Source organism: Celeribacter sp. (genome assembly GCF_048266405.1).
GTDB lineage: Bacteria > Pseudomonadota > Alphaproteobacteria > Rhodobacterales > Rhodobacteraceae > Celeribacter.
The window spans coordinates 620,809-644,887 of the sequence record NZ_JBLWZO010000001.1; the positions used below are offsets into that span (position 1 = coordinate 620,809).

The following is a 24,079-nucleotide window of genomic DNA, read 5'->3' on the forward strand; positions in this document are numbered from 1 at the left end:
ACCATATGGACCTTAGCCGCGCTTTCGCCTAAAGCCTTGGGCCAGAAATCACCCGTTGGACAAAGCCCGTGACGCGCACCACGACCCTCACAGTAAACGACGAGCAAGGCACAATCGCGCTCGCCACCCGCCTCGCGACGCAATTGCGGGCGGGCGATGCGGTGTTGCTCGACGGGTCTCTGGCGGCGGGAAAGACGTTCTTCATCCGTGCCTTGGTGCGGGCTATGGGCAGTGACGAGGATGTGACGTCGCCAACCTATACCATCGCCAACATCTATGAGACGCCCGCCTGCCCTGTGCTGCATGTCGACGCCTACCGTCTCAAGGGCGCGCAAGAGTTCTATCACCTTGGTCTTGATGACTATTTCGACACGGGCGTAAGCCTGATTGAATGGGGTGAGCGGGTCGAGGGGTTCTTTGACGCGCCCTTGTCCATCCGTATCGGTTTTAGTGACGATGACACGTCGCGCAGCTTTACGCTCACCGCCGACAGCGCCCGATGGAATGATGTCCTGAGCGATCTGGAGGCCATGACATGAGCCTGATGCTGTTGCTGCAAACCTCCAATGGCGTCCCGATGTTGGGCTTTGCCCGAGACGATCAAATCGTCTTTGACACCTCGGCCCTGCCCGAATGGGAGGGATCACGCGATTACCGCGCGATGGTGGACGCGGGGCTGAAGGCACTCGGCGCACAGCTTTCCGACCTGACCGCGATCAGTGTCGACATCGGACCGGGAGGCATGGGCGTCACGCGCACGGGGGCATCTTTTGCCAATGCGCTCGGCTTTGCGCTTGGCCTGCCCGTTTTGGCGATCCCTGCGTTCGAGATGCTCGGCGCACAGGTGGCCAAGGGTGACACGCCCGTGGTTTTGCTGCGAAAAGCAGCGCGGCCTTATGTGCATTTCGGCATCTACCGTGACGGCCAACTTGCACATTACGAACATTTAACGCGGGATGCGGCGCTTAGTCAGATCAAAGAGTTGGATGAATTCAACCTTGTGGGCAATGTCCCGCTTGAGGGCGTTGAGCCGCCGCTGACCAATGCGGCAACACTCCCGACCATGCTCACCGTGGCACGATCCAAACCCGCGCCCGCACCACAAGCCCGCGCCTATCCCATCGTAGAGGTGCTTGAATGACCGCCTCTGTCACCGAGATCGCCCGATGCCTGCGCGACGGCGGTGTTGTGCTATTGCCCACCGATACGGTTTTGGGACTGGCGGTGTCGCCCCTCCATGACGCAGCCGTCGCGCGGCTTTATGCGCTCAAAAACCGCCCGCGCGAGAAAAACCTGCCCGTCATGGTCGCGGACATGGACCAGATCGAAAGCCTCGGTGCGATCCTGACCGATGCGGCGCGGCACCTGTTGGCCTCGCCCTATGTGCCCGGCGCGGTGACGCTTGTTCTGGAACTCGGCCCGCAGCGCCCAGACTGGCTCGCGGGGCGCGACGAGATTGCCCTGCGCATTCCCGATGACGCGCGTCTGCGCGATGTGTTGCGCTCCACCGGCCCGTTGCTTGTGACCTCCGCCAACCGCGCGGGCCATGACACACCCCACACCAGCGACGCGGCAAGCGCGCAACTAACCGCCCTGCCCGATCTGATCGTGGCGGGCACAGGCAAGGCCGCAGCCCCCTCCACCATCGTGAATTGCCGCACATCGCCGCCCGCGATCATCCGCATCGGCGCGGTGCCTGCGGCACAGATCGACGCCCTGTTCGAGGACGCCCCATGAGCAAATTGATCCTTGGAATCGAGACCTCCTGTGACGACACGTCGGTGGCTTTGGTCGCACGGGACGGCACGGTGGCGGCGATCAAAACCGTGTCGCAATATGACATTCACGAGGCCTTTGGCGGGGTCTATCCCGAACTGGCCTCCCGTGCCCACTTGCAGGCGATTTTGCCGACGATTCAATCCGTTATGGAAGAGGCCTCCACCACGCCATCTGACCTTGAGGCCATCGCGGTCACGCGCGGTCCGGGGCTGATCGGCTCGCTCTTGGTCGGGTTGTCCACCGCCGAAGCGCTATCGATGGGATGGGGCGTGCCCGCCTACGGGATCAACCACCTGCGCGGGCACATCCGCTCCGCCGCTCTTGAGGGGGGGATCACCGAATTTCCAGCCGTGATCATGTTGGCCTCGGGCGGGCACACTCTCATCGCCTACCTCGAAAACGAATGGTCCTACCGACTGCTTGGCACCACCCGCGACGACAGTGTGGGGGAATGCTACGACAAGGTGGCCCGCACGCTCGGCCTCGGGATGCCTGGCGGTCCTGCGATTGACCGCGCCGCCGAACGTGGCACGCCCGTGTTGCGCCTGCCCCGCCCGATGAAGAACGAGGCCTACGAGTTTTCCTTTTCGGGGCTGAAATCCTCGGTCGCGCGTCACGTCGAAACCCACCCCGAGGTCAGCGTCGACGACATGTCGGCCTCTTTCGTGGCGGCCTGTATGGACGTGTTGGCGGCCAAGGCGGAACGCGCACTCAGGGAATGCGCACCGAAATCATTGGTGATTGTGGGCGGGGTTGCGGCCTCGGCGCAGTTGCGCGACACGATGGGCGCGCTTGCGGATCGCTACGGTGTCACCTTGAGCCTACCGCCCGTGAAATGGGCCACGGACAATGCCGCGATGATCGCGATGGCGGCGTGGGACTATGTCGAGCGCGGCGTGCAACCCGACCTTATGCCAAAGCCAAACCTGAGCCTCGAGACGCCGTAATCCGCTTAACCGTCGCGCTTGCCGATTTGCTTTTCAAGCGCGTTAAGGCGGTGGCGCAGGCGTTGGATTTCCTCGGCCTGTTCGCGCGAAATCACCGCCAGATAGGTCAGCGCATCCTCGATACGGTTGTCATAGTGTTGTGGCTTCGCAACAGGACGGTCGTGGAATAGCGTCTCACGGCCCAAGGCCTTGGCCAGTTTGGCGTTGGTCTCCTGCTGCGCGGCCAGAACCGCCTCGCGCACGTCAAGGGGCATTGCCGCTGTATCAGGCGGCGACATTTCAGGCAGGTTATAGATCCGCATCACGCGGCGCATGTCGTAGTCGCGCACCTTATCGGCGTGACCACGGTTATAAAGGGCAACGAAATTGGCCTGTGACGGGCCGAGCGAGCCGTGGACCGACTTGTACTCATCGAACCTATCAGGGTGGCGCAGCCCCCAATAGCGGCAGAAATATTGCACAATTCCATCAACGTTCCGAATATCGTCATAGGAATGCACGGTCGTGGGCGCCGCCCCCGACCACAGGTCATAAATCGCCGCGTAATCGAGGTGATGGGCGCTCTCATCGACAAATTCCTGCGGTGTTTTGGTCGAATGCCCGACATGCAATTTGTGTTTCAGGCCCCATTGGCGATAGGCGCTTTCGATCCATTCATCTTGGCGGCGGAAGACCAAGAGGATTTCCACCTCGTCAAACACCGCACTTTCCTTGGCATAGGCGCCGATCACGGCACTGGTATCGGGCGCGTTGCGGGCTTGGGCCAGAACTTCGTTCGACCAGATAAAATGAGTTGCCTCGCTTTTGGCGGCAAAGGTTTCCAACTCGGCCAGACCGACAGCGAGGGCGGCGGGCGTATTCACTTCGCCAGGCCCGATCAGCCCGTCAAAATCGTCAATGTGTTCGAGAAAACGGCCCAGATAGTGGATGCCCGAGCGTTTCAAAAATCCCGTTTCTTTCAACAGAAATTTCTGGAGCGCCGAGGTGCCCGTTTTCCCCATGCCCACATGGATCGTCAGTTTTTTACCCATAACATGTATGCCTTTAAGACCGCTTGCATCAGGTCTAAATCACTCACGCCCCTGACACAACTGCGGCGCGATCCTTTGCCTGTGGTGGCCCGTTCGAGCCAAACGGATGCCCTGCGGCGTGACCGCACAGACTTCCATTGTATACATCGGGATACATTGACTTTGCGCCCCCGCTAAGCTAGGCGCTCTTTCAAACGTATGTCGCCCGATGGCGGCTGCGCCTTAACCCGCAAATGTGGAGACCCAAATGGCCCAAGAGACCCCCGACATCATCTACACCATTGTTGACGAAGCCCCCGAGTTGGCCCGTGGCTCGCTCTTGCCAATCATCACCTCCTTTTCCAAAGCGGCCGATATCAACGTCGGCACCCGCGACATTTCTTTGGCGGCTCGCATTCTGGCGCTCTTCCCCGATGAATTGAGCGACGAGCAACGCGTCTCCGACGACCTTGCGGCCCTTGGTCAATTGGTGAAAACCCCTGAGGCCAACGTCATCAAACTGCCCAACGTTTCGGCTTCCGTGCCGCAGCTTGAAGCCGCGATCAAGGAACTGCAATCGCAGGGCTATCCGATCCCTGACTACCCTGCCGATCCGCAAACCGATGCCGAAAAGGCCGTTCGCGCCAAATACGACACCGTCAAAGGCTCCGCTGTGAACCCCGTTCTGCGCGAAGGCAACTCGGATCGTCGCTCGGCCAAGGCCGTAAAAGAATACGCGAAAGCCAACCCGCACCGTATGGGCGAGTGGGAATCCACGTCGAAAACCACCGTCGCCGCCATGCCCGGCAACGATTTCTACGCCAACGAGAAATCCGCAACTATCACCGCGGCACAAGCCGGTGGTGCGAAAATCCTGTTCAAGGGCAAAGATGGCTCCGAGACAGTTCTCAAAGACGGGCTGAGCTACCTCGAAGGCGAGATCGTCGATGCGACATTCCTCTCCGCCAAGGCCCTGCGCGCCTATATCAAGAAAGAGATCGAAAGCATGGAGGATGGCGTTCTCTTCTCCGTCCACCTCAAAGCCACGATGATGAAGGTCTCCGACCCGATCATCTTCGGTCACTTCGTCTCGGTCTACATCGAGGACTTCCTCGCCAAGCACGGCGACAAGCTCGACTTCAACCCGAACTCCGGTCTGGGCGCACTCGAAGCGCTGATCGCGGGCAACGCCGAAATGGAAGCCGACCTCAAGGCCGCATTGGCCGCGAAACCGCCGCTCTACATGGTTGATTCCGACAAGGGCATCACCAACCTGCACGTCCCCTCCGACGTGATCATCGACGCCTCCATGCCCGCCGTGATCAAAGCCGGTGGCATCGGTTGGGGTCCGGACGGCAAAGCCGCCGACACCAAATGCTGCATCCCTGACAATGCTTATGCCTGCGTCTATGACGAAACGGTTGAGTATTTCAAAGAGACAGGCACACTCGACGTCACCTCCTGTGGCGCGGTGTCCAACGTCGGCCTGATGGCGCAAAAAGCCGAAGAATACGGCTCCCACCCCACCACGTTCCAAGCCCCCGCAGACGGGACGATTTCCATCGTTCTCGACAGTGGCGAGGTGCTTTTGTCCAACGAGGTGGAAGCAGGCGACATCTGGCGCTCCTGCACGGCGAAGAAAGCACCGATCCTCGACTGGATCAAAACGGGTATCGAGCGTTACGACGTCATCGGCACAGGAGCCTTCTGGCTCGACAAAAACCGCGCCCATGACGCCGAACTGATCAAATACGTCGAGCCCGCGCTCAAAGCCGCTGGCAAGGACATTCCGATCATGGCCCCACGCGAAGCCACCCGCTTCTCTTGGGAAGAAATGCGCAAAGGCAAAGATGTCGTGACCATCACGGGCAACGTGCTGCGCGACTATCTCACCGATCTGTTCCCGATCCTCGAACTTGGCACCTCCGCCAAGATGCTCTCCATCGTGAAACTGATGAACGGTGGCGGGTTGTTCGAGACGGGCGCTGGCGGCTCCGCGCCGAAGCACGTCCAACAGTTGGTTGAGGAAAACCACCTGCGTTGGGACAGCCTCGGCGAGTTCTGTGCGTTGGGTGAAAGCTACAACTTCCTCGCCTCCTCCAAAGGCAAAGCCAAAGCAGGTGTCCTTGGCGCTGCTGTCGAGGCGGCAACGCAGAAGCTGCTGCTCGAAAACAAATCGCCTGAGCGCAAGGTCGGCCAGAACGACAACCGTTCCTCGCACTACTGGTTCGCCCGCTACTGGGCCGAGGCCTTGGCGGCTCAAGATGACGATGCCGAGCTGAAAGCCCACTTCGCCCCGATTGCCAAAGAACTGGCCGAGAAAGAAGCGGTCATTCTTGAAGAGCTGAAAGCGGATGAAGGCAAGCCTGCGGATATGGGCGGCTACTACCACGCCGACCCTGCCAAGATCGCCGCGATCATGCGTCCGTCGGCAACGTTGAACGCCATCATCGGCTAAGGCTATGGCCATACAGACATGAGAAAGGGGCGCCCACGGGTGCCCCTTTTTTTAATTCTGAACGATGTGTCTTATCCGCCGTAATCGGGCCACGGCGCACAGGCGAAGACACCGCCATCAACGTAAAGCGTCTGACCCGTCACGAAGCCTGCTGCCTCGGAGGCCAAAAACACCACGGGGCCCGCAATATCCGCCGCCTGCCCCACACGGCGCAGCGGCGTCAGCGCGGCCCATTTGTCGGCGTAGCCCTCGGCTTCCTCGGCTGTGCGCTCGTTGGCAATCGCCCCCGGAGCCACGCAATTGACGCGAATGCCAAGCGGGCCAAGCTCGGAAGCGGCGGTTTTGGTGAACTGCTCGATCCCGCCCTTTGATGCGGCGTAATCCACGAGGTTCGGGAAGGCCACTTTGTTGCAGCCCGACCCGATGTTGATGATCGCGCCGCCTTTGCCCGCGGCCTTCATTGCGCGGGCGGCCTCTTGGGTGTTGAGGAACGCGCCGCGCAGATTGGTGCGGATCACCTTGTCGAAATCCTCCACCTTGAGATCCAACAGCGAGGCCCATGTCTGAATACCCGCATTATTGACGAGCAGATCAGGTGCGCCCCCGAAATGGTCGGCGACAGCGGCGTGGAAGGCGGGCACCTGCACCTCATCACCCGCATCGCATTTCACCGCAAAGGCCGCGCCATCGTAGAGCGACTCAACCGCACGTGCGGGAGCCTCGGAGCTGTTGTAAGAAAAGCCGACACGGTAGCCCGCCGCGATCAATGCGCCGACAAGATGGGCGCCGATGCCCGTGCTTCCCCCTGTGAGAATGGCAATTTTCGTCATGTGTTTGTCCTACTTTCCTGCATCTTCCGGCGCGATGGAGACGGTTTTGACCACCGCGTGACAGCGCCCGCCCACGGCAAGTCCCATCGCATCCGCCGAGCGCCGCGTGACCCGTGCGAGGATCACCCCTGCGTCCGTTTTGAGCGACACAATCGCGCCCGGCCCATTGCCGCGTTTCACGTCCGTGATCTCGCCCGCCAAGATGTTGAGCGCGGACAGGCCTGTGGGCTTATCGCGCGACAGGATCACATCCTGCGCCGCGATCCGCACCCGCATCACCGCGCCGATGGTGCGTGGCACATGGGGCAAAAACAGCGGCACACCGCCCGCGTCCAATTCGCTCAACCCGTCGTCGTGGTGTGCAATCACCCGCGCCTCGATCACGGCCCCTGCGCCGCGCACCCCCGTGGGCAACACGCTTGGGTCCGACAGCACATCCAAAGCATCGCCCTGTCGTGCGACCTTGCCACCCTCAAGCGCCACAACCGTGGTCGCCAGTCGCGCCACTTCTGTCGGCGCGTGGCTCACATAGAGGATCGGCACGTCCACCTCGTCGCGCAACCGCTCGAAATACGGCAGGATGTCCGCTTTACGTGCTTCGTCAAGGGCCGCCAAAGGCTCGTCGGCTAAAAGCAAGCGCGGGCCTGACAGCAAAGCCCGCCCGATCGCCACCCGTTGACGCTCGCCCCCCGAAAGCCCTGCGGGGCGACGCTCCAACAAATCACCGATCCCCAGTAGCTCCACCACCCGCGCGACCTCTGCGGCACTGCCCCCTTTGCCGGCGAACCTGCGCCCGTAGTCGAGATTGCCGCGCACGGTGAAATGCGGGAACAGCCGTGCGTCCTGAAAGATGTAGCCCACGCGACGCTTGTGCGCGGGCACGTTTATGCCCGATTGCGTATCAAGCAGCACGTCCCCATCCAGAACGATCCGCCCCGCGTCAGGCCTTTGCAGCCCCGCAACCGCGTTGACGATGGTGGATTTTCCCGCGCCAGAGCGGCCAAACAGCACGGTAATCCCCTTGGGCGCTGTGAAATCCACATCGAGGGCAAAACCGTCAAAGGCGTGTTTGAGACAGACCGACAGGCTCATTGTCCGCCCACCCGTTTCGCGGCGCGTTTGGCCAAAACCTCGGACAGAATGAGCGCGCTCATGGCGATCACGATCGACACCATCACAAGGCGCAGCGCCGCGCTCTCGCCATTGGGCACCTGTAAAAAGACATAGACCGCCGAGGGTAGCGTCTGGGTCTGACCCGGAATATTGGAGACAAAGGTGATCGTGGCGCCAAATTCGCCCATCGCCTTGGCAAAGGCCAGAATCGCCCCTGTGATGATCCCCGGCACGGCGAGCGGCAGGGTGATCGTGGCAAAGACCCAAAGGCGCGATGCGCCCAAAGTGGCGGCCGCCTGTTCCAGTTTCGGATCAGCGGCGTCCATCGACAGGCGAATGGCACGGACCATGAGCGGAAAGGCCATCACCGCCGCCGCAAGCGCCGCCCCTGTCCACCGAAACGCGAAGGTGATGCCGATTTCGGCCAACGCCCCGCCAATCGGTCCGCGCGCGCCAAAGGTCAGAAGGAGCAAATAGCCCGTCACCACGGGCGGCAGGATCAGCGGCAAGTGGATCAATCCGTTGACGATTTGTTTGCCCGCGAAGTCCCAACGCGACAGGGCATAGGCGGCAAAGATACCGAAGGGCAAGCTAAGCGCAGTGGCCCAGAAGGCAACCTTGAGCGACAGGGCAACGGCCTGCCATTCATCGGGGCCGAGCCAAGTCATGGGGTTGTGTCCAAAACAGTGAACCCATGCGTCACAAACACGTCACGCGCGGACTCACTTGTCAGGAAATCACGAAACGCCTGTGTCGCCTCGCCGCCGTGTCCCGCGATCTCGGCCATCGGGTAGATGATTGGCGGGTGGCTGTCCTCGGGGAATGTCGCCACGACATGCACATGCTCGGACGACTGCGCGTCCGTAGCATAGACCACACCCAAGGGCGCTTCTCCCGTTGCCACGAGCGCGAGGGCCGAACGGACATTATCGCTTTGCGCCACTTGTCCTTGCACGCTGTCCCATAGGCCAAGGCTTTGCAGAGCAGCTTTGCCATAAAGACCCGCAGGCACCGCATCGACCAAGGCCATCGCGAGGTAATCACCGCCCAATCGCGCGGGCAAATCGGTCGGGTCGGACAGGTCCACGGGGGTTCCCGTCCCGAACGCCACCAAGACCAGATCATTGCCAAGCAGATCAACACGCGATCCCGAAACCAACAGTCCGTCCTCTTGCAAGACATCCATCCAGTCCACATTGGCGGAGACAAAGAGATCAGCGGGCGCACCATATTGGATCTGCCGCGCCAGCGCCGAGGAGCCCGCATAGGACAGCGCCACATCCATCCCCGTCTGCGCCTCGAACTCCCGTGCCGCTTCATCAAGTGCGGTTTTGAGGCTTGCTGCGGCAAAGACGGTGACATCCGCAGCGCTCGCCGCGCGCGCGCCCCATAGGCCGCTCGCGCAAATCAGCAAGAATAGGAGAAAGCGAAAAGGCATGGTCGTGCGTCATCCTGAATGGGCGTGTGGGCCCTCGCATAATGGGCAGTGTGACCAAAAGCGCAAGGCACCACGGCACCGCAAGTCACCGCAACTCCACGCAGTTTTTGTCCAAGCGACCACAGTGGAACGACCAACACCTGTGACCCTACGTCATTTCAGATGACCCAATTTCGCCCTGTTTCGGTCCAAAAATTGGTTAACGAATCCTTAATAACGGTCCTCAGACACTAAAGGAGCGGGCAGAAGTCCGAGACATACATGTTTGTAAACGCCAATACATTTGCGAAACCTGCGACCCATTTGGCCGCAGTTCAAACATACGCAGGCCTCCCCCCCAAAAAGCCTGTGCGCCTTTATGCAGACGGGCTCAAACGCGTGTTTGATCTCGTTTTTGCTCTCATGATCGCCCCTATTGCCGTCCCCCTCATCGCGCTTTTGTGGGCCTTGGTGCGAATCGAAGGCAAGCCCGCCATTTACGCCCACAGCCGTGTTGGCAAAGATGGCAAACTGTTCAATTGCTACAAACTGCGCACGATGAAGCTCGACGCCGATGCCATTCTGGCGAAGCTCTGCGCCGAGAACCCCGAGATCGCGGCAGAGTGGCATACCTATCAAAAGCTCGAAAACGATCCGCGTATCACCCGCATCGGACGTTTTTTGCGTGCCACGAGCCTTGATGAGTTGCCGCAACTTTGGAATGTCATCAAGGGCGACATGAGCTTTGTCGGCCCCCGTCCTTATACGGCTGATCAAGAGGCCATGTATGAAAACGCGGGCGGTCATGCCTACCGCTCCATGCGCCCCGGAATCACTGGAATTTGGCAGGTTGAAGGTCGCTCGACGACCACCTTCATCGACCGCGCACGCTACGATAATGACTACGGCGCGCGCCAGTCTTTGGCTCTGGATTTGTCGCTCATCGCCCGCACATTTGGCGTGGTTCTGGCCAAAACCGGCCGTTAACCCACCATCAAACGATTACAAATGAAACGCCCCGCCTGCATCAGCAAGCGGGGCGTTCCTCATCGGAATTAAGATGAATTTGTTAGGTAATCCGTTTAATCGACGCCATAATTTCATCACGCTCAAAGACCGACTTCCAGTCGTCGCGCATCAAGGCAGGAATGCCAAACTCGATGGCCTTGTTACAGGCATCCGAGAACTGGCCTTGTTGAATGCCGAAGATCACAGCGCCCAGAATGTTCATGTGGCCAAGGAGGAAATCGCGCGCGCATTCTTCGGTCACACCCGTTTTGACCACTTCGTCCATTGCCTGTTTCATCACCACCAGAAGCGATGCACAGACCGTTTCGGACAGACCTGGCTCGAGGTAAGCCATTTGTTCGACCGTCACGCGGTAGGTTTGGCGCACAGGGGCGTAGATGGCTTTGGCGATGGAATCACCGAGGGCATAATGCTCCTCTGGGCCCTGCATCAGCGCGTTCACCACACCTTGTGGGTGGGCAACACCGCCAAAACGGTCGAGACGTGCGGCTTCGGTGTCTTCGTTGTGGTAGATCATCGGATGGCACGGGTGGGACACGAAATATGTGATGTCTTCACGCTCGGGCAAGTGCCCCGCATAGGGAGCCGCCGCGTCGAGAATCACAACCATCGTGCCAGAATCAAGCTTGTCGATGATCCCGCTCGCGACCTTGCCAATCGCCGTATCAGGCACGGCCATCACCACGACATCCGCGCCAGAAAGCGCCGCGTACATCTCAACGCAGTCAACACCAACGGCCTCTTTGAGGCGCGCGCGTCCTGCATCGCTTACTTCTACGTGTCGAACATCAAAATCGGTTTGGGCCAGATTTTGGGACAGGCGAACGCCCATTTTCCCACCAGCGCCCAAGAGGGCTACAGTCGTCATATCGTTATTTCTCCTTAGTTTGCCTATCTCGGGCTTGCGTAGCTGGTATGATGAGATAATATCTTGCGGAGATTGTCAAAGCGTTTCGCAAAAAAACATGCCACACAGAGTCTCGAAAGACGGAAACCGACCCTTGGATGTCGAGGCCATTTCGATCACGCGATGCGGCACGAACTTTGCGCTACCGTGCTGATACGACACGACAAATGACCTGTGTTCATGGGTATAACAGAATGCGACCAAAAGGACCGACAAGATGACCGCACACACAGCCCCACTGATCACATGGTTCGGGGATGACTTTACGGGATCGGCCGCTGTCATGGAGGTTCTCGCCTTTGCGGGAGTCGAAACGGTCCTGTTTTCCGACATCCCGAGCCCCGCCCTCATGGAGAGATTCAAAGGCGCCCGTGCGATTGGAATCGCCTCGACCGCACGCACACACGCCCCCAAATGGATGGAGGACAACCTACCTGCGCCACTGCAATTCCTGCACGGTCTCGGCGCGCCGCTTTTGCACTATAAAGTCTGCTCGACCTTTGACAGCTCCCCTGTCTCGGGCAGCATCGGCAAGGCCATCGAAATCGGTCTCGACGTGACGAAAGCAAGAGCTGCCCCCGTGCTCACCGCCGCGCCGCAAATGCGCCGCTACCAATCCTTTGGCCATTTGTTCGCGGGCACATTCGACGGGGTCTACCGCCTTGATCGCCACCCCGTCATGGCGCACCACCCTGTGACACCGATGGACGAGTCTGACCTCTTGGTGCATCTGTCACACCAAACGGATCTCCCCTCCACGCTCATTGATTTGGAAGCCTTATGGACGGACCCGCAGCCCGCCTTGGACACTGCGATATTGCGGGGCAAACGCATCGTATCCATCGACAGTATGGAGCCTGTCAGCGAGCAAGCGGCTGGCAAACTAATCTGGGACAACCGCGCCGATTTGAGTTTTGTCGCAGGCTCACAGGGCGTCGAATACGCGCTTGTGCGCCATTGGCAAAACATCGGCCTGACCCCCGAAGCCCCCGCGCTCACCTCCGCAGGACAGGTCGCACAGATCGCGGCGGTCTCTGGATCGGTCTCCCCCTCCACGGCGCAACAGATTGATTGGGCACAGGAAAACGGCTTTGCCATTATCCGCTTTGACGCGGCCCGTGCCTTGGTCTCCCCTGAGGCGCTCGCGAGTGAAATCGAAAACGCCATCGCCCACGGTGTAAGCGCGGCAAACGACGGGCACTCCCCGCTTGTATGCTCCGCCACAGGTCCGAGCGATCCAGCCGTTGCTGCGTTTCGCGCGGCATTGGCCAGCTCGGGCAAGACGGTGGAGAGCGCCAACGACATGATCGGCCAAGCCCTCGGCGCGATCCTTGACGGCATTCTGACGCAAACCGACATTCGCCGCGCTGTCATTTCAGGCGGTGACACGTCAGGGCACGGGATGCGGGCGCTCAAACTGGACGCGCTCCAAGCCCTCGCCCCCACCATTCCGGGAGCCGCGCTTTGCATCGGCTACGGCGACAGCCCGCATGACGGGTTGGAAATTGCCCTCAAGGGCGGTCAAATGGGGTCGAAGGACTTCTTTGGATGGATCCGCGACGGCGGCGGTCCGCGGTAAACACATACACTCAACGAAAGGCCCTCCCCATGTCGGCATCCAAAATCAACGTGACCTATCGGTTGGAAACCCGCGGCGACATGGGCGCTCTCGCGGCCAAGATTGCGTCGGACCAATCCACGGGCACCTTCACCGAATTGCCGAATGAGACCGCCGATGTGCGGGCCCGCTGTGCGGCGCAGGTGGTGTCGATCACGCCGCTGCCCGATGCGCAGATACCGTCGCTTCCCGACGCGGAGGGCACTGGCCCCGTCAAACGTGCCGATGTGGTGATCTCTTTCCCGCTCGACGCCGTTGGCACGGATATCGCGGCCCTGATGACCATCACCGTTGGCGGCGTCTATGCGGTCAAAGGGCTGTCGGGTGTGCGGGTCATGGATATTGACCTGCCATCCGAGTGGGCCTGTCATCCCGGGCCGCAATATGGCGTGCAAGGATCGCGCGATCTGATGGGGGTCTCTCGCGGGCCGATGATTGCCTCGATCATCAAACCTTCGCTTGGCCTGTTGCCCGATGCCACAGCCGAGGTGGTGGCGCAATTATGCGCGGCGGGTGTCGATTTCATCAAGGACGACGAAAAGCTGATGAGCCCCGCCTATTCGTCATTAGAGGATCGCGTCAAAGCGATCATGCCCGTCATCCGCGCCCATGAGGACAAGACGGGAAAGCGGGTCATGTATGCCTTTGGCATCTCATCCGCCGATCCCGATACGATGATGCGCAACCATGACACTGTCGTTGCGGCGGGTGGCAATGCTGCCGTCATCAATATCAATTCGGTTGGCTATGGCGGCATGTCGTTCCTGCGCAAACGGTCGGCGCTTTGCCTGCACGCGCACCGCAACGGATGGGACATTCTGACCAGACATCCGGGTCTGGGTATGGAGTTTCGGGCGTATCAGAAAGTCTGGCGTCTTTTGGGCGTCGATCAGTTCCAGATCAACGGCATTCGTGCCAAATACTGGGAACCTGACGACAGCTTTGTGCAATCGTTCAAAGACGTGACCACGCCGATCTTTTCCCCTGACGACTGCCCTCTTCCCGTGGTCTGTTCGGGGCAATGGGGCGGTCAGGCGGTGGATACCTACACGCGCACGGGTGGCAACCTTGACCTGATGTATCTGGGCGGTGGTGGCGTCCACGGACACCCTATGGGGATGGGCGCAGGTGTGCGGGCAATCCGTCAGGCATGGGAGGCCGCCGAGGCGGGCGTAACACTCGCGGCCTATGCCAAAGAGCACCCGGAACTTGCGGCAGCATTGGCGAAATGGGGAGGCGAATAAGCGCACAGAGGCAATTTTTGGTGATTTTTAGTTAAAAATCCCCTAACGTAAACTGAGTGTTTACCAGTCTTAAAATATGGTTTTCGCATATGCCGCGTTTTCAGAAAGCCAATATGCCAAAGCGTACACTCAGGTTGATCCACCTCATAAAACGGGCTCAACCCAATCTCGCCTACGCGGGGATGGTGTTTGCGCTTCTCGGAGGCGTGGTCAATTTCGCCGGCATCAAAGCGGGTCTCATGGGGTTCGAGGCCACGTCACTCACCCACCCCCTGACACTCGTTTGCTTACTCGCCATCGGCTTCAATCTCGTCTTTGTCCAACGCCCCCGTCACGCGCCCGCTTGGCTGCGTCTCTATACATTGGTGGCCATCACAATATGCGTGGTGGTGATTGTGGTCCATTTAAGCGGGGCGGCATCACGCGAGCTGGGCGCAACGCGTGTCTGGATTGATCGTGACTTCGGTATGATGGGGTTGGATACAGCCATCATCGCCCTACTACTGCTCGTCTCACTGCTACTTCGGGTCCACCATTTACGCCTTATGTTTGTTGCGAGTGCGATGTCTATCGAACTGCTCGCGCTGACCACCTTCGCGAAGCTCTATGATCTCCCGATGTTTGGCCAAGACATGTCGCTGTTCACCTTCCTGAGCCTTGTCGCGTTCCAACTATCGGTGGTGGCAACCGTGTCCCACAAACAACCTTTTGCGGTCATTCTGCTGCCATCGACCACGGGACAAACCACACGCAGAATCCTCGCTGGACTGCTTGTAATTTCCACCGTCTGTGGCGTCAGCGTGGTCTTTTTCATGCGCAGCTTTCGCGAGGAATTCAATCAGTTGACAGGTGTTGCCATTGTCATCGCTCTGACCACCACGATTGTGCTTTCGGCCATACAGGTGATTTTACTGGCGCAAACCACACACACGGAAGCGGTCCAAAGACGCATCGCAAAGCGCCGCCTCGAACGTATGGCGAAAACCGACATGCTTACGGGCGTTCTCAATCGGCACGCGGGATGGGATGCCCTATCGGCCTATTTCGATGATTTTAGAACGGATGACACCCCAACCAGCATTGCCATGATCGACATTGATCATTTCAAAACCGTCAATGACACCCACGGGCACGACATAGGCGATATGGTTCTCAAATCCTTTGCGGCCACATTGCATGATCACGTTGGCGATAATGGCATCGTGTGTCGTTGGGGAGGAGACGAATTCATTGTGATCTTGCCTGACAGGTTAGAGGATCACGCGAAAGACGCCATCAAAGAAATCCGACAAATCCTATCGGAGACCACAAACATTCAAGTGGACGACAGATCCATTTTGAACGTCACCGCATCCATCGGCGCCTCCGAGTTCTTTGCCGACGATAGCGATCCCGATGCAGCCCTGCGCCGTGCGGATAATGCACTCTATGAGGCAAAAGATGCGGGGCGTAATGCCCTGTGTTGGACGGACAGCTTCGGGGTCACAGTCTTGCAACAAAACACCGCCTAGGTGGGTCACATGGCCGAAAACGGTGCGTGGGGGCATCTCCCCCGCACCCAAGGCATTCGCTCACTCAATCGACGTTGCAACAGCCATGAAGCGGCCCTGTCCAGTTGCTTGACGGTTTGGTCAGCATGATCGACATCGTATAGGCAATATCCGACATCCCGTCCGAGCAGGCCTGCGCGTTGATCGATCCCGCATATGGCGACGCGGCAAAGTCGAACGGGTAGCCTCCGCCCAGTGAGGGCGTCGTCTGCGTCAGCGAGGCAATCGGCTCGGGCCCGTCGATGAGGGAGGTAAATTCCACCGTGCGATCATCCGCGATGGTGAAGGTCCAGAAGGGTTCGGTGCCGCGGCAGGTGATGCCAAGCGGGAACCCGTTGACCGTGGAGCCGCCACCGCTTTCGGTCGCGCGGGTCAGGTACGTGGCATTCACATAGCCGATCTGGCCATTGAGCGTGATCTGCACCCAGTTTCCCGAGGCGTGGCCCGTGACATTCACCACCGCGCCGGGGACCAGTCCACCGATACGCGCCCCCGCAGCCTGTGGCGCGTCACGCACCCAAAGTTTATCGCCCGCTGCCACGCCCGTAACGGTAAACACCGCAGGAAGCGGCCCGCCGTCCGGCGCCGTTTGCGGGTCCGCCGTAGGCATTGGCATGGGGGTCGCCATCATCGCCACAAGATAGCGGGTAGAAACCCACCCCACGCCATCGGCCAAGGCGATCATGCCCCATTTACCGTCGGCGGACATCTGGATGATGTGGACAGCCGTATCATTACGCAACACACCGAGTGCTGCAAAATCCGTCCCTGCCCCATCGCGGACAACCAAGCCGCCATCAGGATCATCGGACGGAATGCCCGAAACGACATGTGGCCCTGTGGACACCGCCGCACGATCACTGTCCTGCGTGTCGGTCAGATAGCGCGACGCGACCCACGCCTTTTGACCGCGATAGTCGATTTGAGACCAAGTACCTGCAAAGTTCTTGCCAAGCACATTGACGACCTCACCCTCTTGCAAATCACCGATATCGGCGCTCTGCCCGTTCGGGCCTGACCGCACATTGAGGCTATCGCCATCAGGCACGCCCGTGACTTGCATCATCTCGGCAAATGCGCTCGCGGCCCAAAGGCTCATGGCTCCAGCGGCGATTACGGTGGCGGTTGCGGTCAGTTTCGAGCGGGACATATCGGGCCTCGTTGTGGTGTTTTGTAAAGGAGTATTCGGCACTCACGCAGGCGCGAAAGTGCCGTAGAGAAGAATACGACATCAGCCGCATGCTACCCAATAGCACGCGGCTAAGTCATTATTTTTTAAGGCAAACACCATTGAACATGATTTTGCACTTCTCGGTGCCCGCTGCATCATCCACAGGTCCTGAATCTCCCCCTGTTCCGATGCTTGGCTTGATCACCACAGGGAGGCACCGCCCACCGATCATCGGGAGACCATTTGAGCAACGGCACTGGGTATCGGACACCTTCTTGGCGTTCTTTTGATCAAGACAAACACATTGATCACCGCTCAAACGGGTCGACGCAGGATCACAGCTCAACGGCGTCACGTCAGGCGCGGGTTTCGGTGCGGGCACTGGCTCGGGGACAGGCACGGCCTCAACCACACAGCCTTTGCCTGTAACCAATCGCATCCCGCCGCCACATTGGCACGATGTCGCGTTGCGGCGTTCCATATCGTCATAACGGCAGGCACAGCTTTCGCCCTGTTTCACCGTCGTGGCGCGATCACATTGCAGCGGCGGCGCAGGCATAACGGGCAACTGCGCCGAAACACAGCTTTCCCCGTCAGGCGTTTGCAGCGGCAATCCGAGCGCTTGGAACAAGGCGTCATCAAACTCGCGGCTCACAGGCAGGCCAAGGGAGGCTTGGAGCTTCGCCAAAGCGGCGTAGGTCTTTTGACCCGGTTTTCCGTCCACAGGTCCGGCATTGAGACCACGGGCGTTCATCACCTGCTGGATCGCGGCGACACGTTGCGTGCGATTGTCAGGGATGCCAACGGCGGCACAGTTTTCAAAACTTCCGCCTTTGCGCAAACCTTTGATGCCCATCGTGAGATCAAGATGCGTGGTGGCGCCCGCCGCGAGGTTCAACAGCGACGTATCGCAAGTCACCGCCCCGCCAACAGGGCCCGCACAGGACCATCCGTTGCCAGACCGTAACGTGGCCGAAGTCGCACCGGGATTGCCGATCGTATCGGTGACAACCAATGGACCGACAAAGGGGCCAGTGCCGGTGTTTGTCACCGACAAGCGGAACCCGCAGTCATAGGTCTGAGTTCCGCGATTGGCGAGACAAGCCGACGTTTGCGACTTTTTGATCGTCAACATCGGGCGCGGCAGCGGCAGAACTGGCGTCGGCGTGAGCACCTGAAGGTCAGCCACAGCATCTGATGCACTCAACGGCGCAGGCGATGTCGGACAATAGGTCGCCGCAATCTTGGCGAAGGCTTCTGGCGCATCTTGCGCGTTCGGGATCATAATCACGTCATTCACAAGAGGATTGACCGCGCCCCCTGCTGCGAAATTGGTGACGGTCCCGCCCAGTGCCGCCGTCAGATGCGCGGCGCTGATGTCTGTCCCGATGCCGATACCGATCACACGGCTCCCTGAGGCACGCAGCGCCGCAATACTTGGCACTGTCGCCGCAATCGCATCCGCCACAGGCACCTGATGATAGGTGTAGGTGTTGGGGATGATGCTATAGCTCGGCGGGCCTGCGGTGATGAACACAACCAACGGCGGGGTCGCATTTTGCTGCATGTTTCCAAATGCCATTTGCCAACTGGATTGTCCGCCCGCTTGGATCGTGGGCAGGGTATTGGAGACGATGGATGAGTAGAAGGCGTCAATGTCGCGATACGTGCCATGCACGCCGCTCGCCGTGTTGCCCGCATTAAAAGCCACAGCCGATCCGTTGCCACGCAACCCGTCGAGGGCCCGAACGATGGCGGTTTTAGTGATGTCCAGACGGTTACCATGCGCGGCGTCCATCCAGTAGGAATTGTCGATGACAAACATGGTATTCAGGCTGCAACTGGCGCTGTCACCTGCGAGTGGTGTCATCGGAATGCTGGGATTAGCAGCTTCGGTGAAGATACTGTCCGTGGCCGTCAGTGGCCCCTCATCATCATCAATCACCGGGCCTGGATTTGACCCGCCTGTCCCTGGTGTCGGTCTTCCGGGATCAGCGATACTGCCAACATCGGGGCCGACAACGGCAGTCAGCGGGAACTCAATGGGCACACAAATTCGCTCGGTACCAAGTGGGCCTTCGGGAACGCGCAGGTTCAGGGCAGGAGAAGATGCGGACACGCAATTCATCACGTTTTGCCCGTTCACAGGACGCCCTCCCGGACCCGCGAAGGTCGCGGTGTAATCCAAGGTGACGCTGCCCCCACGGTCGGCCAATTTGCGCGGGTTAATACGCGCGTTGTTGAAGCCTGCGGGTGTTCCCGTGAATGGCCCCCAACAGCAACCGTAGTCAGGAGTTTGCAAGGGCATCAGGCTTGTCAGCGGAGTTTGCACACCGTTTGGAACCAACTCGTCCACGAGATCAATATAGGGCGCGTTGCCCGCACTTGGGTCATACACATAGTCATTCAGCGTCAAGGTCACTTCGCACTGCGCCGTCCAGATTCCATCCGCGCCAAGCACAGCGGGCGAACAGCTTTTAGCAAGATCAATCGACGGCTCTGTCGGGGCACTCACAGGTGCCGGTGCGATTTCAAAGCAATCCTCGGCAACGGGCGCAGGCAAACCATTGGCATCGGGCTCTCCCACGCTCAACGATACGCAGTTTTCCGCGCCGAATAAGTCCATCGAGGCGTTCATCAGCAGATCAACAGTGATCGTAGAGCTACCCGATGCGGGGAACTGGCTGCCCTGAATGCCACAGTAGGGTGCGTTGCCGCCCTGCCCTGCTGCGGTATAGGGCGGATTGCTGCAGTCCCACGGATCAGCAGATGTCATGGTCAGGATCTGAGATGCGCCCGGGTTTTGTCCGAAATGCAAATCCTCGGAGACCCAAAGCGGCCCCGTAAAGGGCGCGCCTGCTGTCGTTACCGTCAAGGTGCATTGGTAGGGTTGCACCCAGAAGGCCTCGCTAAAGATCATCCGGTCGCCCGAAGGTTTACAGGACTTATCAACGTCAAATGTCGTCTCGGTTTCCACGGCGATATCAACGCAATCCGCCGTGCCGACAACCTGATCACCGATGCGCACTTGGGCGCAGTTGGTGAAGCCCTCTTTGGCCAAGACGGCTGTCGGGATCACAATCTGGGCGTCAATGCGGTGGCCTGTATTGCTGTTAAAGTCTGCGGCCGAAATGGTGCAGGATGCGCCGTTGGGAAAGGCGGGCTGTTGGCAGGTCCATCCATTTGATGCAGCGGGCGTGCCAATCAGCGATTGGATATATTGCGTGGCAGAGGCACCAGACGTGGTGGTGAACAACTCGTCCAAGGTCAAAGGCCCCGTAAGGGTGCCGCTGGAGGGCGGGCTCACATAGACCGAACACAGATAGTAAGCGGTGCCATTGTCTTCGCCCATTGCGCGACACCCCTTTTTCAACGCGATAACGGGCGGTTCTTTGGGATCGACAACGATCTCGGGTTTGATCGTGCGGCCCATGCACATGGGAATGGCGGGGAAGGTTCCTGCCGCTGTGTCCGCATGTCCATCCAGACAGTTTTCCCATTCGATCACCTCGTTGGGGTCTGTCAGTTCGGTAAACAATTGATAATCCACGACATGCGGCGCGGTCATCGTCGCGCCATCCATCTCGCAACTAATATGGTCCAACCCGAGCGGCGAGCAGTTCGGCTCCGAAATAGACACGAATTGCGCCGCACCAATCGAGATATTGGAGGCATCGTCCTCAAGCGTGTAGGTGCCCGCAAACGGGGTCGGCGTCACGGTGATTTCGGCTTGGCAATCCCACGTGTATCCGAGCACGCCATTGACGGTGGCCTGAACGGGTTGCTCACAAACCTTGCTTGACTTGATGTGTTCGATTTTGGGCGTCAGGTTCGGCGTGGTGGGCGGCTCGTCACAGGCCACCTCGACAGAGGCATTGTCCATATTCACGCTATGACCAAGCTCGGCCATGAAGGCATAGAGCTGCCCCGCGGTCACAGGGGCCTGTACCGTCATCGGGGTCCACGGATAGGTCCGCGTGGTACCAGCAGCCAAAAGGAACGGCATTTTCTCGGCGTCAAATTGCGTTTTGAGATCAATCACAAGCTGCGCCGTTGACGCAGGTGCGACCGCAAACCCCACGGGAAACGCGGGGATCTGGTTTTGAACCTGCAAAAGCGCCAAGCCGCCTTGCGTACTGCCGAATGTAAACGGAGCAGGCTGCGCGGGAACATCCGCGCCTGTGAGCGTCGGCCCAGTCACGCCGTGTCCTTCTCGGTTGGTCACCATCACACGCGCCGTCGCCGTGCCGCTGCAACTCGGTGTGAAATACTGCCACCCATAGAGTGGGATATTGCCGCTATCGATGTAATACTGCGTTTCGCCCGCAGGCGCGCCCGATGCGTCGGACTCTGGCCCGAGGTCGAGATAATCATGTCCGCCCGGCCCGTCGACCACCACGAGATTTTGCGTGTTCAAAATGACATTCGTCGGCGCGACCGTCGCAAACATCCACGGTGGGAGATCCTCGTCAAACCGATCGCCAAACTGCGTTTGCGGTGCCCCGTCAAAACCACCGTCTACGAGTAAATTCTGTGCAAAAGCTGCTGAACCAAGCACAGAGGCGAAGAGCGAAGCGGCGAAAAAACCCACGGACACGCGGTATGACATTGTTGGCTCCAATCGAGACATTTAGAGGATTTGATTAATTTGTGATCACACAACAGGTCGACGGCCCCAATTCAGAGGCCCCAAGGCAACATTGGTAAAGGGAAGTGAAATTAACTGAACTACCGTTTGGGTATGGGGGTGCAATCTTCGTAAAAGTTTTGTTCAATGGGTCAAAATATGGAAATCCTGACACGCAATTGAGTTTCCATCGACTAAGATACTGACAAAACGTCGGTATCTATGCGACAGGAGAGTCCATGACCGACATTTTTCAGCCTCTAAAAGACACCCTTGAACGCGCCACCAAGGATGCGAAATATTGGGACGAGGCCTGTGCAAACGTCGTTGACTTATTCGGAGCGACAGGGGCGCTTCTCCCCCCAAGCAACCCGCAATATCGCGGATTGTGGATGTCGGGGACCAAGGAAATGAAGCAAGCCTTGGGCGAGTATCTATCCGACAAATGGAACCTGAAAGACCCGCGCGAAGGGGTGCTGACGCGCATGTTCGAGCGCGGCTATGCCTCCGATGACGAGGTCTTTCCCGACCGCGCGGCCAAAGCGGAAATGCCGTTTTATCGCGACTTTCTCCGCCCCAAGAATTTCGGGAATGTCTGCACCATCCGCATTATGACGCCCAACGGGTACTGGCCGATGACCCTACACTTCGGCAATGACCACCCACCGATCACCGCCGACGATGTGGCGCGGATCAAAGCGATCCAACCCCTATTTGAACGCGCCACAAGACAGGCTGCGGACATTGCGCACGAACGCATCTACGAATTCGCGCAGTTTTTCAGAGGCACACAATCCGACGTGTTCCTTTTCGACGCCGATGGCAATCAGTGTTTCAACATCGACACGGCGGGGCGCATCACATCCACCAACAGGTTAGAGACGCTCCTGCCCGAAGAAATCAGCGACAGCCTCAATACCGAGCTGCGCGACACATTGACCAGCGACCCGAGCTTGTCGCTCAGCAACGCCTATCAATTCAACACAGGCGGCCACACGGTCAATGTTTTGGTCATCCAGATCCCCCCACGGTTGCGACACTTTTTCATGCCGCTCAAAGCCTGCGCCATCCGGACCCAATGCAGCGATTCAAGTGCCATGAAACAGCGCCGTTTGCGTGAACAGTTCAGTCTCACAGAGACCGAGATCACCACTGTCGATCTGTTGGCTTCGGGCAAAACCCCCGCGATGATTGCGGAGATCATGAGCCTGAAACCCAACAGCATCCGTCAACGGCTCAAACTCATTTACCATAAGGTCAATGTCGGCAGCCAAGTCGAATTGGTCGGACTCTACGGTCAGCTTTAAGTGCCGCCCTGCACTACGCCATGCGCTCTTTCTCGCGCTGAACCATGCCAAACAGGTCGCGCGGATCGTCGGGGTCGGCGATCATATCCAACTGTGTAAACCGCGTTGAGCCGATCAGGGCACTGCGCAGCCACCGCAGGGCCGAAAAATCCTCAATCGCAAAGCCCACGCCATCGAACAGCGTAATCGCGCGGTCATCTTTGCGCCCTTCCACTGCGCCCGTAATGACCTGCCACAATTCTTTGACGGGGTAGTCATCGTCGAGTTGCTGAATGTCGCCTTCGATGCGGGTTTGTTCGGGGTATTCCACAAAGATGTCAGAGCGTAGCAGAATGTCACGGTGGATTTCCGTCTTCCCCGGACAGTCGCCGCCAATGCCGTTGATGTGCAGCCCTGCGCCCACCATGTTGTCGGTCAGGATCGTCGCATATTGCTTGTCTGCGGTGCAGGTCGTGACCACATCCGCGCCCTGTATCGCCTCCTCGGGCGAGCGGCACGACACAACCGTGAGGCCCGATCCCGCAAGGTTTTCGACACATTTTCGGGTGGCCGCAGGATCAATATCGTAAAGCCGCACGGTGTCGATGCCACAAATCCGCTTCAGCCCAAGTGCCTGAAACTCCGACTGAGCGCCGTTGCCGATCAGGGCCAAGGTGCGGGCGTCTTTGCGGGCGAGGTATTTCGTCGCCACAGCCGAGGTCGCCGCCGTGCGCAGCGCGGTCAGGATGGTCATCTCGGACAGCAACACGGGGTAGCCCGTATCGACAGAGGCCAACAGGCCAAAGGCCGTCACGGTTTGCAGCCCCTCTTTCATATTTTTGGGGTGCCCGTTGACGTATTTGAACCCGTAATCGATCCCGTCGGATGTGGGCATCAATTCGATCACGCCCTCACGGCTATGGGAGGCCACACGCGGTGTTTTGTCAAACTGGGGCCAACGGCGAAAATCGTCTTCGATACACTCCGCGATCTGCGCGATGCAGGTCTCGATCCCGATATCGAGCACCAGACGCATCATGTTTTCGACACTCACAAAGGGGACGGTATTCAGGTCTTTTTGCATGATCTTCCT

19 protein-coding genes are annotated in these 24,079 nt (G+C 59.1%); 10 read left to right on the forward strand and 9 right to left on the reverse strand.

Annotated features, from left to right (window positions below; translation table 11 throughout):
- Nucleotides 1–68 precede the first annotated feature (68 nt).
- From tsaE to tsaD, 4 genes are read left to right on the forward strand one after another with little or no spacing between them, the layout of a single operon-like run.
- A complete protein-coding gene (tsaE, locus tag ACN0TS_RS03220; protein ID WP_417257859.1) occupies nucleotides 69–539 on the forward strand; it encodes a tRNA (adenosine(37)-N6)-threonylcarbamoyltransferase complex ATPase subunit type 1 TsaE in 471 nt (156 codons plus the stop codon).
- Complete coding sequence (locus tag ACN0TS_RS03225) at nucleotides 536–1,141, forward strand: hypothetical protein (RefSeq protein WP_417257860.1); 606 nt, start codon at nucleotides 536–538, stop codon at nucleotides 1,139–1,141. The genes tsaE and ACN0TS_RS03225 overlap by 4 nt, the downstream gene beginning before the upstream one ends.
- Nucleotides 1,138–1,737 carry an L-threonylcarbamoyladenylate synthase gene (locus tag ACN0TS_RS03230; protein WP_417257861.1) on the forward strand — a complete coding sequence of 200 codons (600 nt, stop codon included), beginning with the start codon at nucleotides 1,138–1,140 and terminating at the stop codon, nucleotides 1,735–1,737. Before ACN0TS_RS03225 ends, ACN0TS_RS03230 begins: the two co-directional genes overlap by 4 nt.
- The gene (gene tsaD, locus ACN0TS_RS03235; RefSeq protein WP_417257862.1) at nucleotides 1,734–2,726 is read left to right on the forward strand and encodes a tRNA (adenosine(37)-N6)-threonylcarbamoyltransferase complex transferase subunit TsaD; all 993 of its coding nucleotides are present in this window, start codon (nucleotides 1,734–1,736) and stop codon (nucleotides 2,724–2,726) included. Before ACN0TS_RS03230 ends, tsaD begins: the two co-directional genes overlap by 4 nt.
- 5 nt (nucleotides 2,727–2,731) lie before the next feature.
- Here the strand turns inward: tsaD and ACN0TS_RS03240 are convergent, their stop codons facing one another.
- A complete protein-coding gene (locus ACN0TS_RS03240; protein WP_417257863.1) occupies nucleotides 2,732–3,757 on the reverse strand; it encodes a hypothetical protein in 1,026 nt (341 codons plus the stop codon).
- 247 nt (nucleotides 3,758–4,004) lie between these two features.
- Between ACN0TS_RS03240 and ACN0TS_RS03245 the strand changes: the two genes are divergently transcribed.
- Nucleotides 4,005–6,194 (forward strand): NADP-dependent isocitrate dehydrogenase, encoded by a 2,190-nt coding sequence (locus ACN0TS_RS03245; protein ID WP_417257864.1) that lies wholly within the window; start codon nucleotides 4,005–4,007, stop codon nucleotides 6,192–6,194.
- Nucleotides 6,195–6,265: 71 nt separating this feature from the next.
- On the opposite strand, the gene ACN0TS_RS03250 is transcribed toward ACN0TS_RS03245, so the two are convergent.
- Genes ACN0TS_RS03250 through modA form a run of 4 tightly spaced genes read right to left on the reverse strand, consistent with a single transcriptional unit; the run spans nucleotide 6,266 to nucleotide 9,575 of the window.
- Nucleotides 6,266–7,024 (reverse strand): SDR family NAD(P)-dependent oxidoreductase, encoded by a 759-nt coding sequence (locus tag ACN0TS_RS03250; protein ID WP_417257865.1) that lies wholly within the window; start codon nucleotides 7,022–7,024, stop codon nucleotides 6,266–6,268.
- Between the two features lie 9 nt (nucleotides 7,025–7,033).
- Nucleotides 7,034–8,116 (reverse strand): molybdenum ABC transporter ATP-binding protein, encoded by a 1,083-nt coding sequence (gene modC, locus ACN0TS_RS03255; protein WP_417257866.1) that lies wholly within the window; start codon nucleotides 8,114–8,116, stop codon nucleotides 7,034–7,036.
- Nucleotides 8,113–8,805 (reverse strand): molybdate ABC transporter permease subunit, encoded by a 693-nt coding sequence (gene modB, locus ACN0TS_RS03260; protein WP_417257867.1) that lies wholly within the window; start codon nucleotides 8,803–8,805, stop codon nucleotides 8,113–8,115. The genes modC and modB overlap by 4 nt, the downstream gene beginning before the upstream one ends.
- A complete protein-coding gene (gene modA, locus ACN0TS_RS03265) occupies nucleotides 8,802–9,575 on the reverse strand; it encodes a molybdate ABC transporter substrate-binding protein (protein WP_417257868.1) in 774 nt (257 codons plus the stop codon). Before modA ends, modB begins: the two co-directional genes overlap by 4 nt.
- Nucleotides 9,576–9,836: 261 nt before the next feature.
- Here modA and ACN0TS_RS03270 point away from each other — a divergent pair, with 261 nt between their 5' ends.
- Nucleotides 9,837–10,541, forward strand: coding sequence for a sugar transferase (locus ACN0TS_RS03270; protein WP_417257869.1), 705 nt, complete (start codon nucleotides 9,837–9,839; stop codon nucleotides 10,539–10,541).
- 82 nt (nucleotides 10,542–10,623) lie between these two features.
- Here ACN0TS_RS03270 and ACN0TS_RS03275 read toward each other — a convergent pair whose 3' ends face one another.
- Complete coding sequence (locus tag ACN0TS_RS03275) at nucleotides 10,624–11,451, reverse strand: phosphogluconate dehydrogenase C-terminal domain-containing protein (RefSeq protein ID WP_417257870.1); 828 nt, start codon at nucleotides 11,449–11,451, stop codon at nucleotides 10,624–10,626.
- A 256-nt stretch (nucleotides 11,452–11,707) separates the two neighbouring features.
- Here ACN0TS_RS03275 and ACN0TS_RS03280 point away from each other — a divergent pair, with 256 nt between their 5' ends.
- The 3 genes from ACN0TS_RS03280 to ACN0TS_RS03290 all read left to right on the forward strand — a co-directional run bounded on the left by ACN0TS_RS03280 (nucleotide 11,708) and on the right by ACN0TS_RS03290 (nucleotide 15,863).
- Nucleotides 11,708–13,069 (forward strand): four-carbon acid sugar kinase family protein, encoded by a 1,362-nt coding sequence (locus tag ACN0TS_RS03280; RefSeq protein ID WP_417257871.1) that lies wholly within the window; start codon nucleotides 11,708–11,710, stop codon nucleotides 13,067–13,069.
- Between the two features lie 29 nt (nucleotides 13,070–13,098).
- The gene (gene oiaX / locus ACN0TS_RS03285) at nucleotides 13,099–14,352 is read left to right on the forward strand and encodes a 3-oxo-isoapionate-4-phosphate decarboxylase OiaX (RefSeq protein ID WP_417257872.1); all 1,254 of its coding nucleotides are present in this window, start codon (nucleotides 13,099–13,101) and stop codon (nucleotides 14,350–14,352) included.
- Between the two features lie 89 nt (nucleotides 14,353–14,441).
- A complete protein-coding gene (locus tag ACN0TS_RS03290; protein ID WP_417257873.1) occupies nucleotides 14,442–15,863 on the forward strand; it encodes a GGDEF domain-containing protein in 1,422 nt (473 codons plus the stop codon).
- A 64-nt stretch (nucleotides 15,864–15,927) separates the two neighbouring features.
- Here ACN0TS_RS03290 and ACN0TS_RS03295 read toward each other — a convergent pair whose 3' ends face one another.
- Together ACN0TS_RS03295 and ACN0TS_RS03300 are read right to left on the reverse strand one after the other, a co-directional pair.
- Nucleotides 15,928–17,052: an SH3 domain-containing protein gene (locus ACN0TS_RS03295; protein ID WP_417257874.1), complete on the reverse strand. Its 1,125-nt coding sequence runs from the start codon at nucleotides 17,050–17,052 to the stop codon at nucleotides 15,928–15,930.
- A 118-nt stretch (nucleotides 17,053–17,170) separates the two neighbouring features.
- Nucleotides 17,171–21,682 (reverse strand): peptidoglycan-binding protein, encoded by a 4,512-nt coding sequence (locus ACN0TS_RS03300; protein ID WP_417257875.1) that lies wholly within the window; start codon nucleotides 21,680–21,682, stop codon nucleotides 17,171–17,173.
- Between the two features lie 257 nt (nucleotides 21,683–21,939).
- Here ACN0TS_RS03300 and ACN0TS_RS03305 point away from each other — a divergent pair, with 257 nt between their 5' ends.
- The gene (locus ACN0TS_RS03305; protein ID WP_417257876.1) at nucleotides 21,940–23,007 is read left to right on the forward strand and encodes a LuxR C-terminal-related transcriptional regulator; all 1,068 of its coding nucleotides are present in this window, start codon (nucleotides 21,940–21,942) and stop codon (nucleotides 23,005–23,007) included.
- 13 nt (nucleotides 23,008–23,020) lie between these two features.
- Here ACN0TS_RS03305 and ACN0TS_RS03310 read toward each other — a convergent pair whose 3' ends face one another.
- Nucleotides 23,021–24,070: an ornithine cyclodeaminase gene (locus tag ACN0TS_RS03310; protein ID WP_417257877.1), complete on the reverse strand. Its 1,050-nt coding sequence runs from the start codon at nucleotides 24,068–24,070 to the stop codon at nucleotides 23,021–23,023.
- Between the last annotated feature and the right edge of the window lie 9 nt (nucleotides 24,071–24,079).

Coding starts and splice junctions, on each gene's coding strand:
- ACN0TS_RS03225 (WP_417257860.1), top strand. CDS start 536: ATGAGCCTGATGCTGTTGCTGCAAACCTCCAATGGCGTCCCGATGTTG.
- ACN0TS_RS03230 (WP_417257861.1), top strand. CDS start 1,138: ATGACCGCCTCTGTCACCGAGATCGCCCGATGCCTGCGCGACGGCGGT.
- tsaD (WP_417257862.1), top strand. CDS start 1,734: ATGAGCAAATTGATCCTTGGAATCGAGACCTCCTGTGACGACACGTCG.
- ACN0TS_RS03240 (WP_417257863.1), bottom strand. CDS start 3,757: ATGGGTAAAAAACTGACGATCCATGTGGGCATGGGGAAAACGGGCACC.
- ACN0TS_RS03245 (WP_417257864.1), top strand. CDS start 4,005: ATGGCCCAAGAGACCCCCGACATCATCTACACCATTGTTGACGAAGCC.
- ACN0TS_RS03250 (WP_417257865.1), bottom strand. CDS start 7,024: ATGACGAAAATTGCCATTCTCACAGGGGGAAGCACGGGCATCGGCGCC.
- modC (WP_417257866.1), bottom strand. CDS start 8,116: ATGAGCCTGTCGGTCTGTCTCAAACACGCCTTTGACGGTTTTGCCCTC.
- modB (WP_417257867.1), bottom strand. CDS start 8,805: ATGACTTGGCTCGGCCCCGATGAATGGCAGGCCGTTGCCCTGTCGCTC.
- modA (WP_417257868.1), bottom strand. CDS start 9,575: ATGCCTTTTCGCTTTCTCCTATTCTTGCTGATTTGCGCGAGCGGCCTA.
- ACN0TS_RS03270 (WP_417257869.1), top strand. CDS start 9,837: ATGTTTGTAAACGCCAATACATTTGCGAAACCTGCGACCCATTTGGCC.
- ACN0TS_RS03275 (WP_417257870.1), bottom strand. CDS start 11,451: ATGACGACTGTAGCCCTCTTGGGCGCTGGTGGGAAAATGGGCGTTCGC.
- ACN0TS_RS03280 (WP_417257871.1), top strand. CDS start 11,708: ATGACCGCACACACAGCCCCACTGATCACATGGTTCGGGGATGACTTT.
- oiaX (WP_417257872.1), top strand. CDS start 13,099: ATGTCGGCATCCAAAATCAACGTGACCTATCGGTTGGAAACCCGCGGC.
- ACN0TS_RS03290 (WP_417257873.1), top strand. CDS start 14,442: ATGCCGCGTTTTCAGAAAGCCAATATGCCAAAGCGTACACTCAGGTTG.
- ACN0TS_RS03295 (WP_417257874.1), bottom strand. CDS start 17,052: ATGTCCCGCTCGAAACTGACCGCAACCGCCACCGTAATCGCCGCTGGA.
- ACN0TS_RS03300 (WP_417257875.1), bottom strand. CDS start 21,682: ATGTCATACCGCGTGTCCGTGGGTTTTTTCGCCGCTTCGCTCTTCGCC.
- ACN0TS_RS03305 (WP_417257876.1), top strand. CDS start 21,940: ATGACCGACATTTTTCAGCCTCTAAAAGACACCCTTGAACGCGCCACC.
- ACN0TS_RS03310 (WP_417257877.1), bottom strand. CDS start 24,070: ATGCAAAAAGACCTGAATACCGTCCCCTTTGTGAGTGTCGAAAACATG.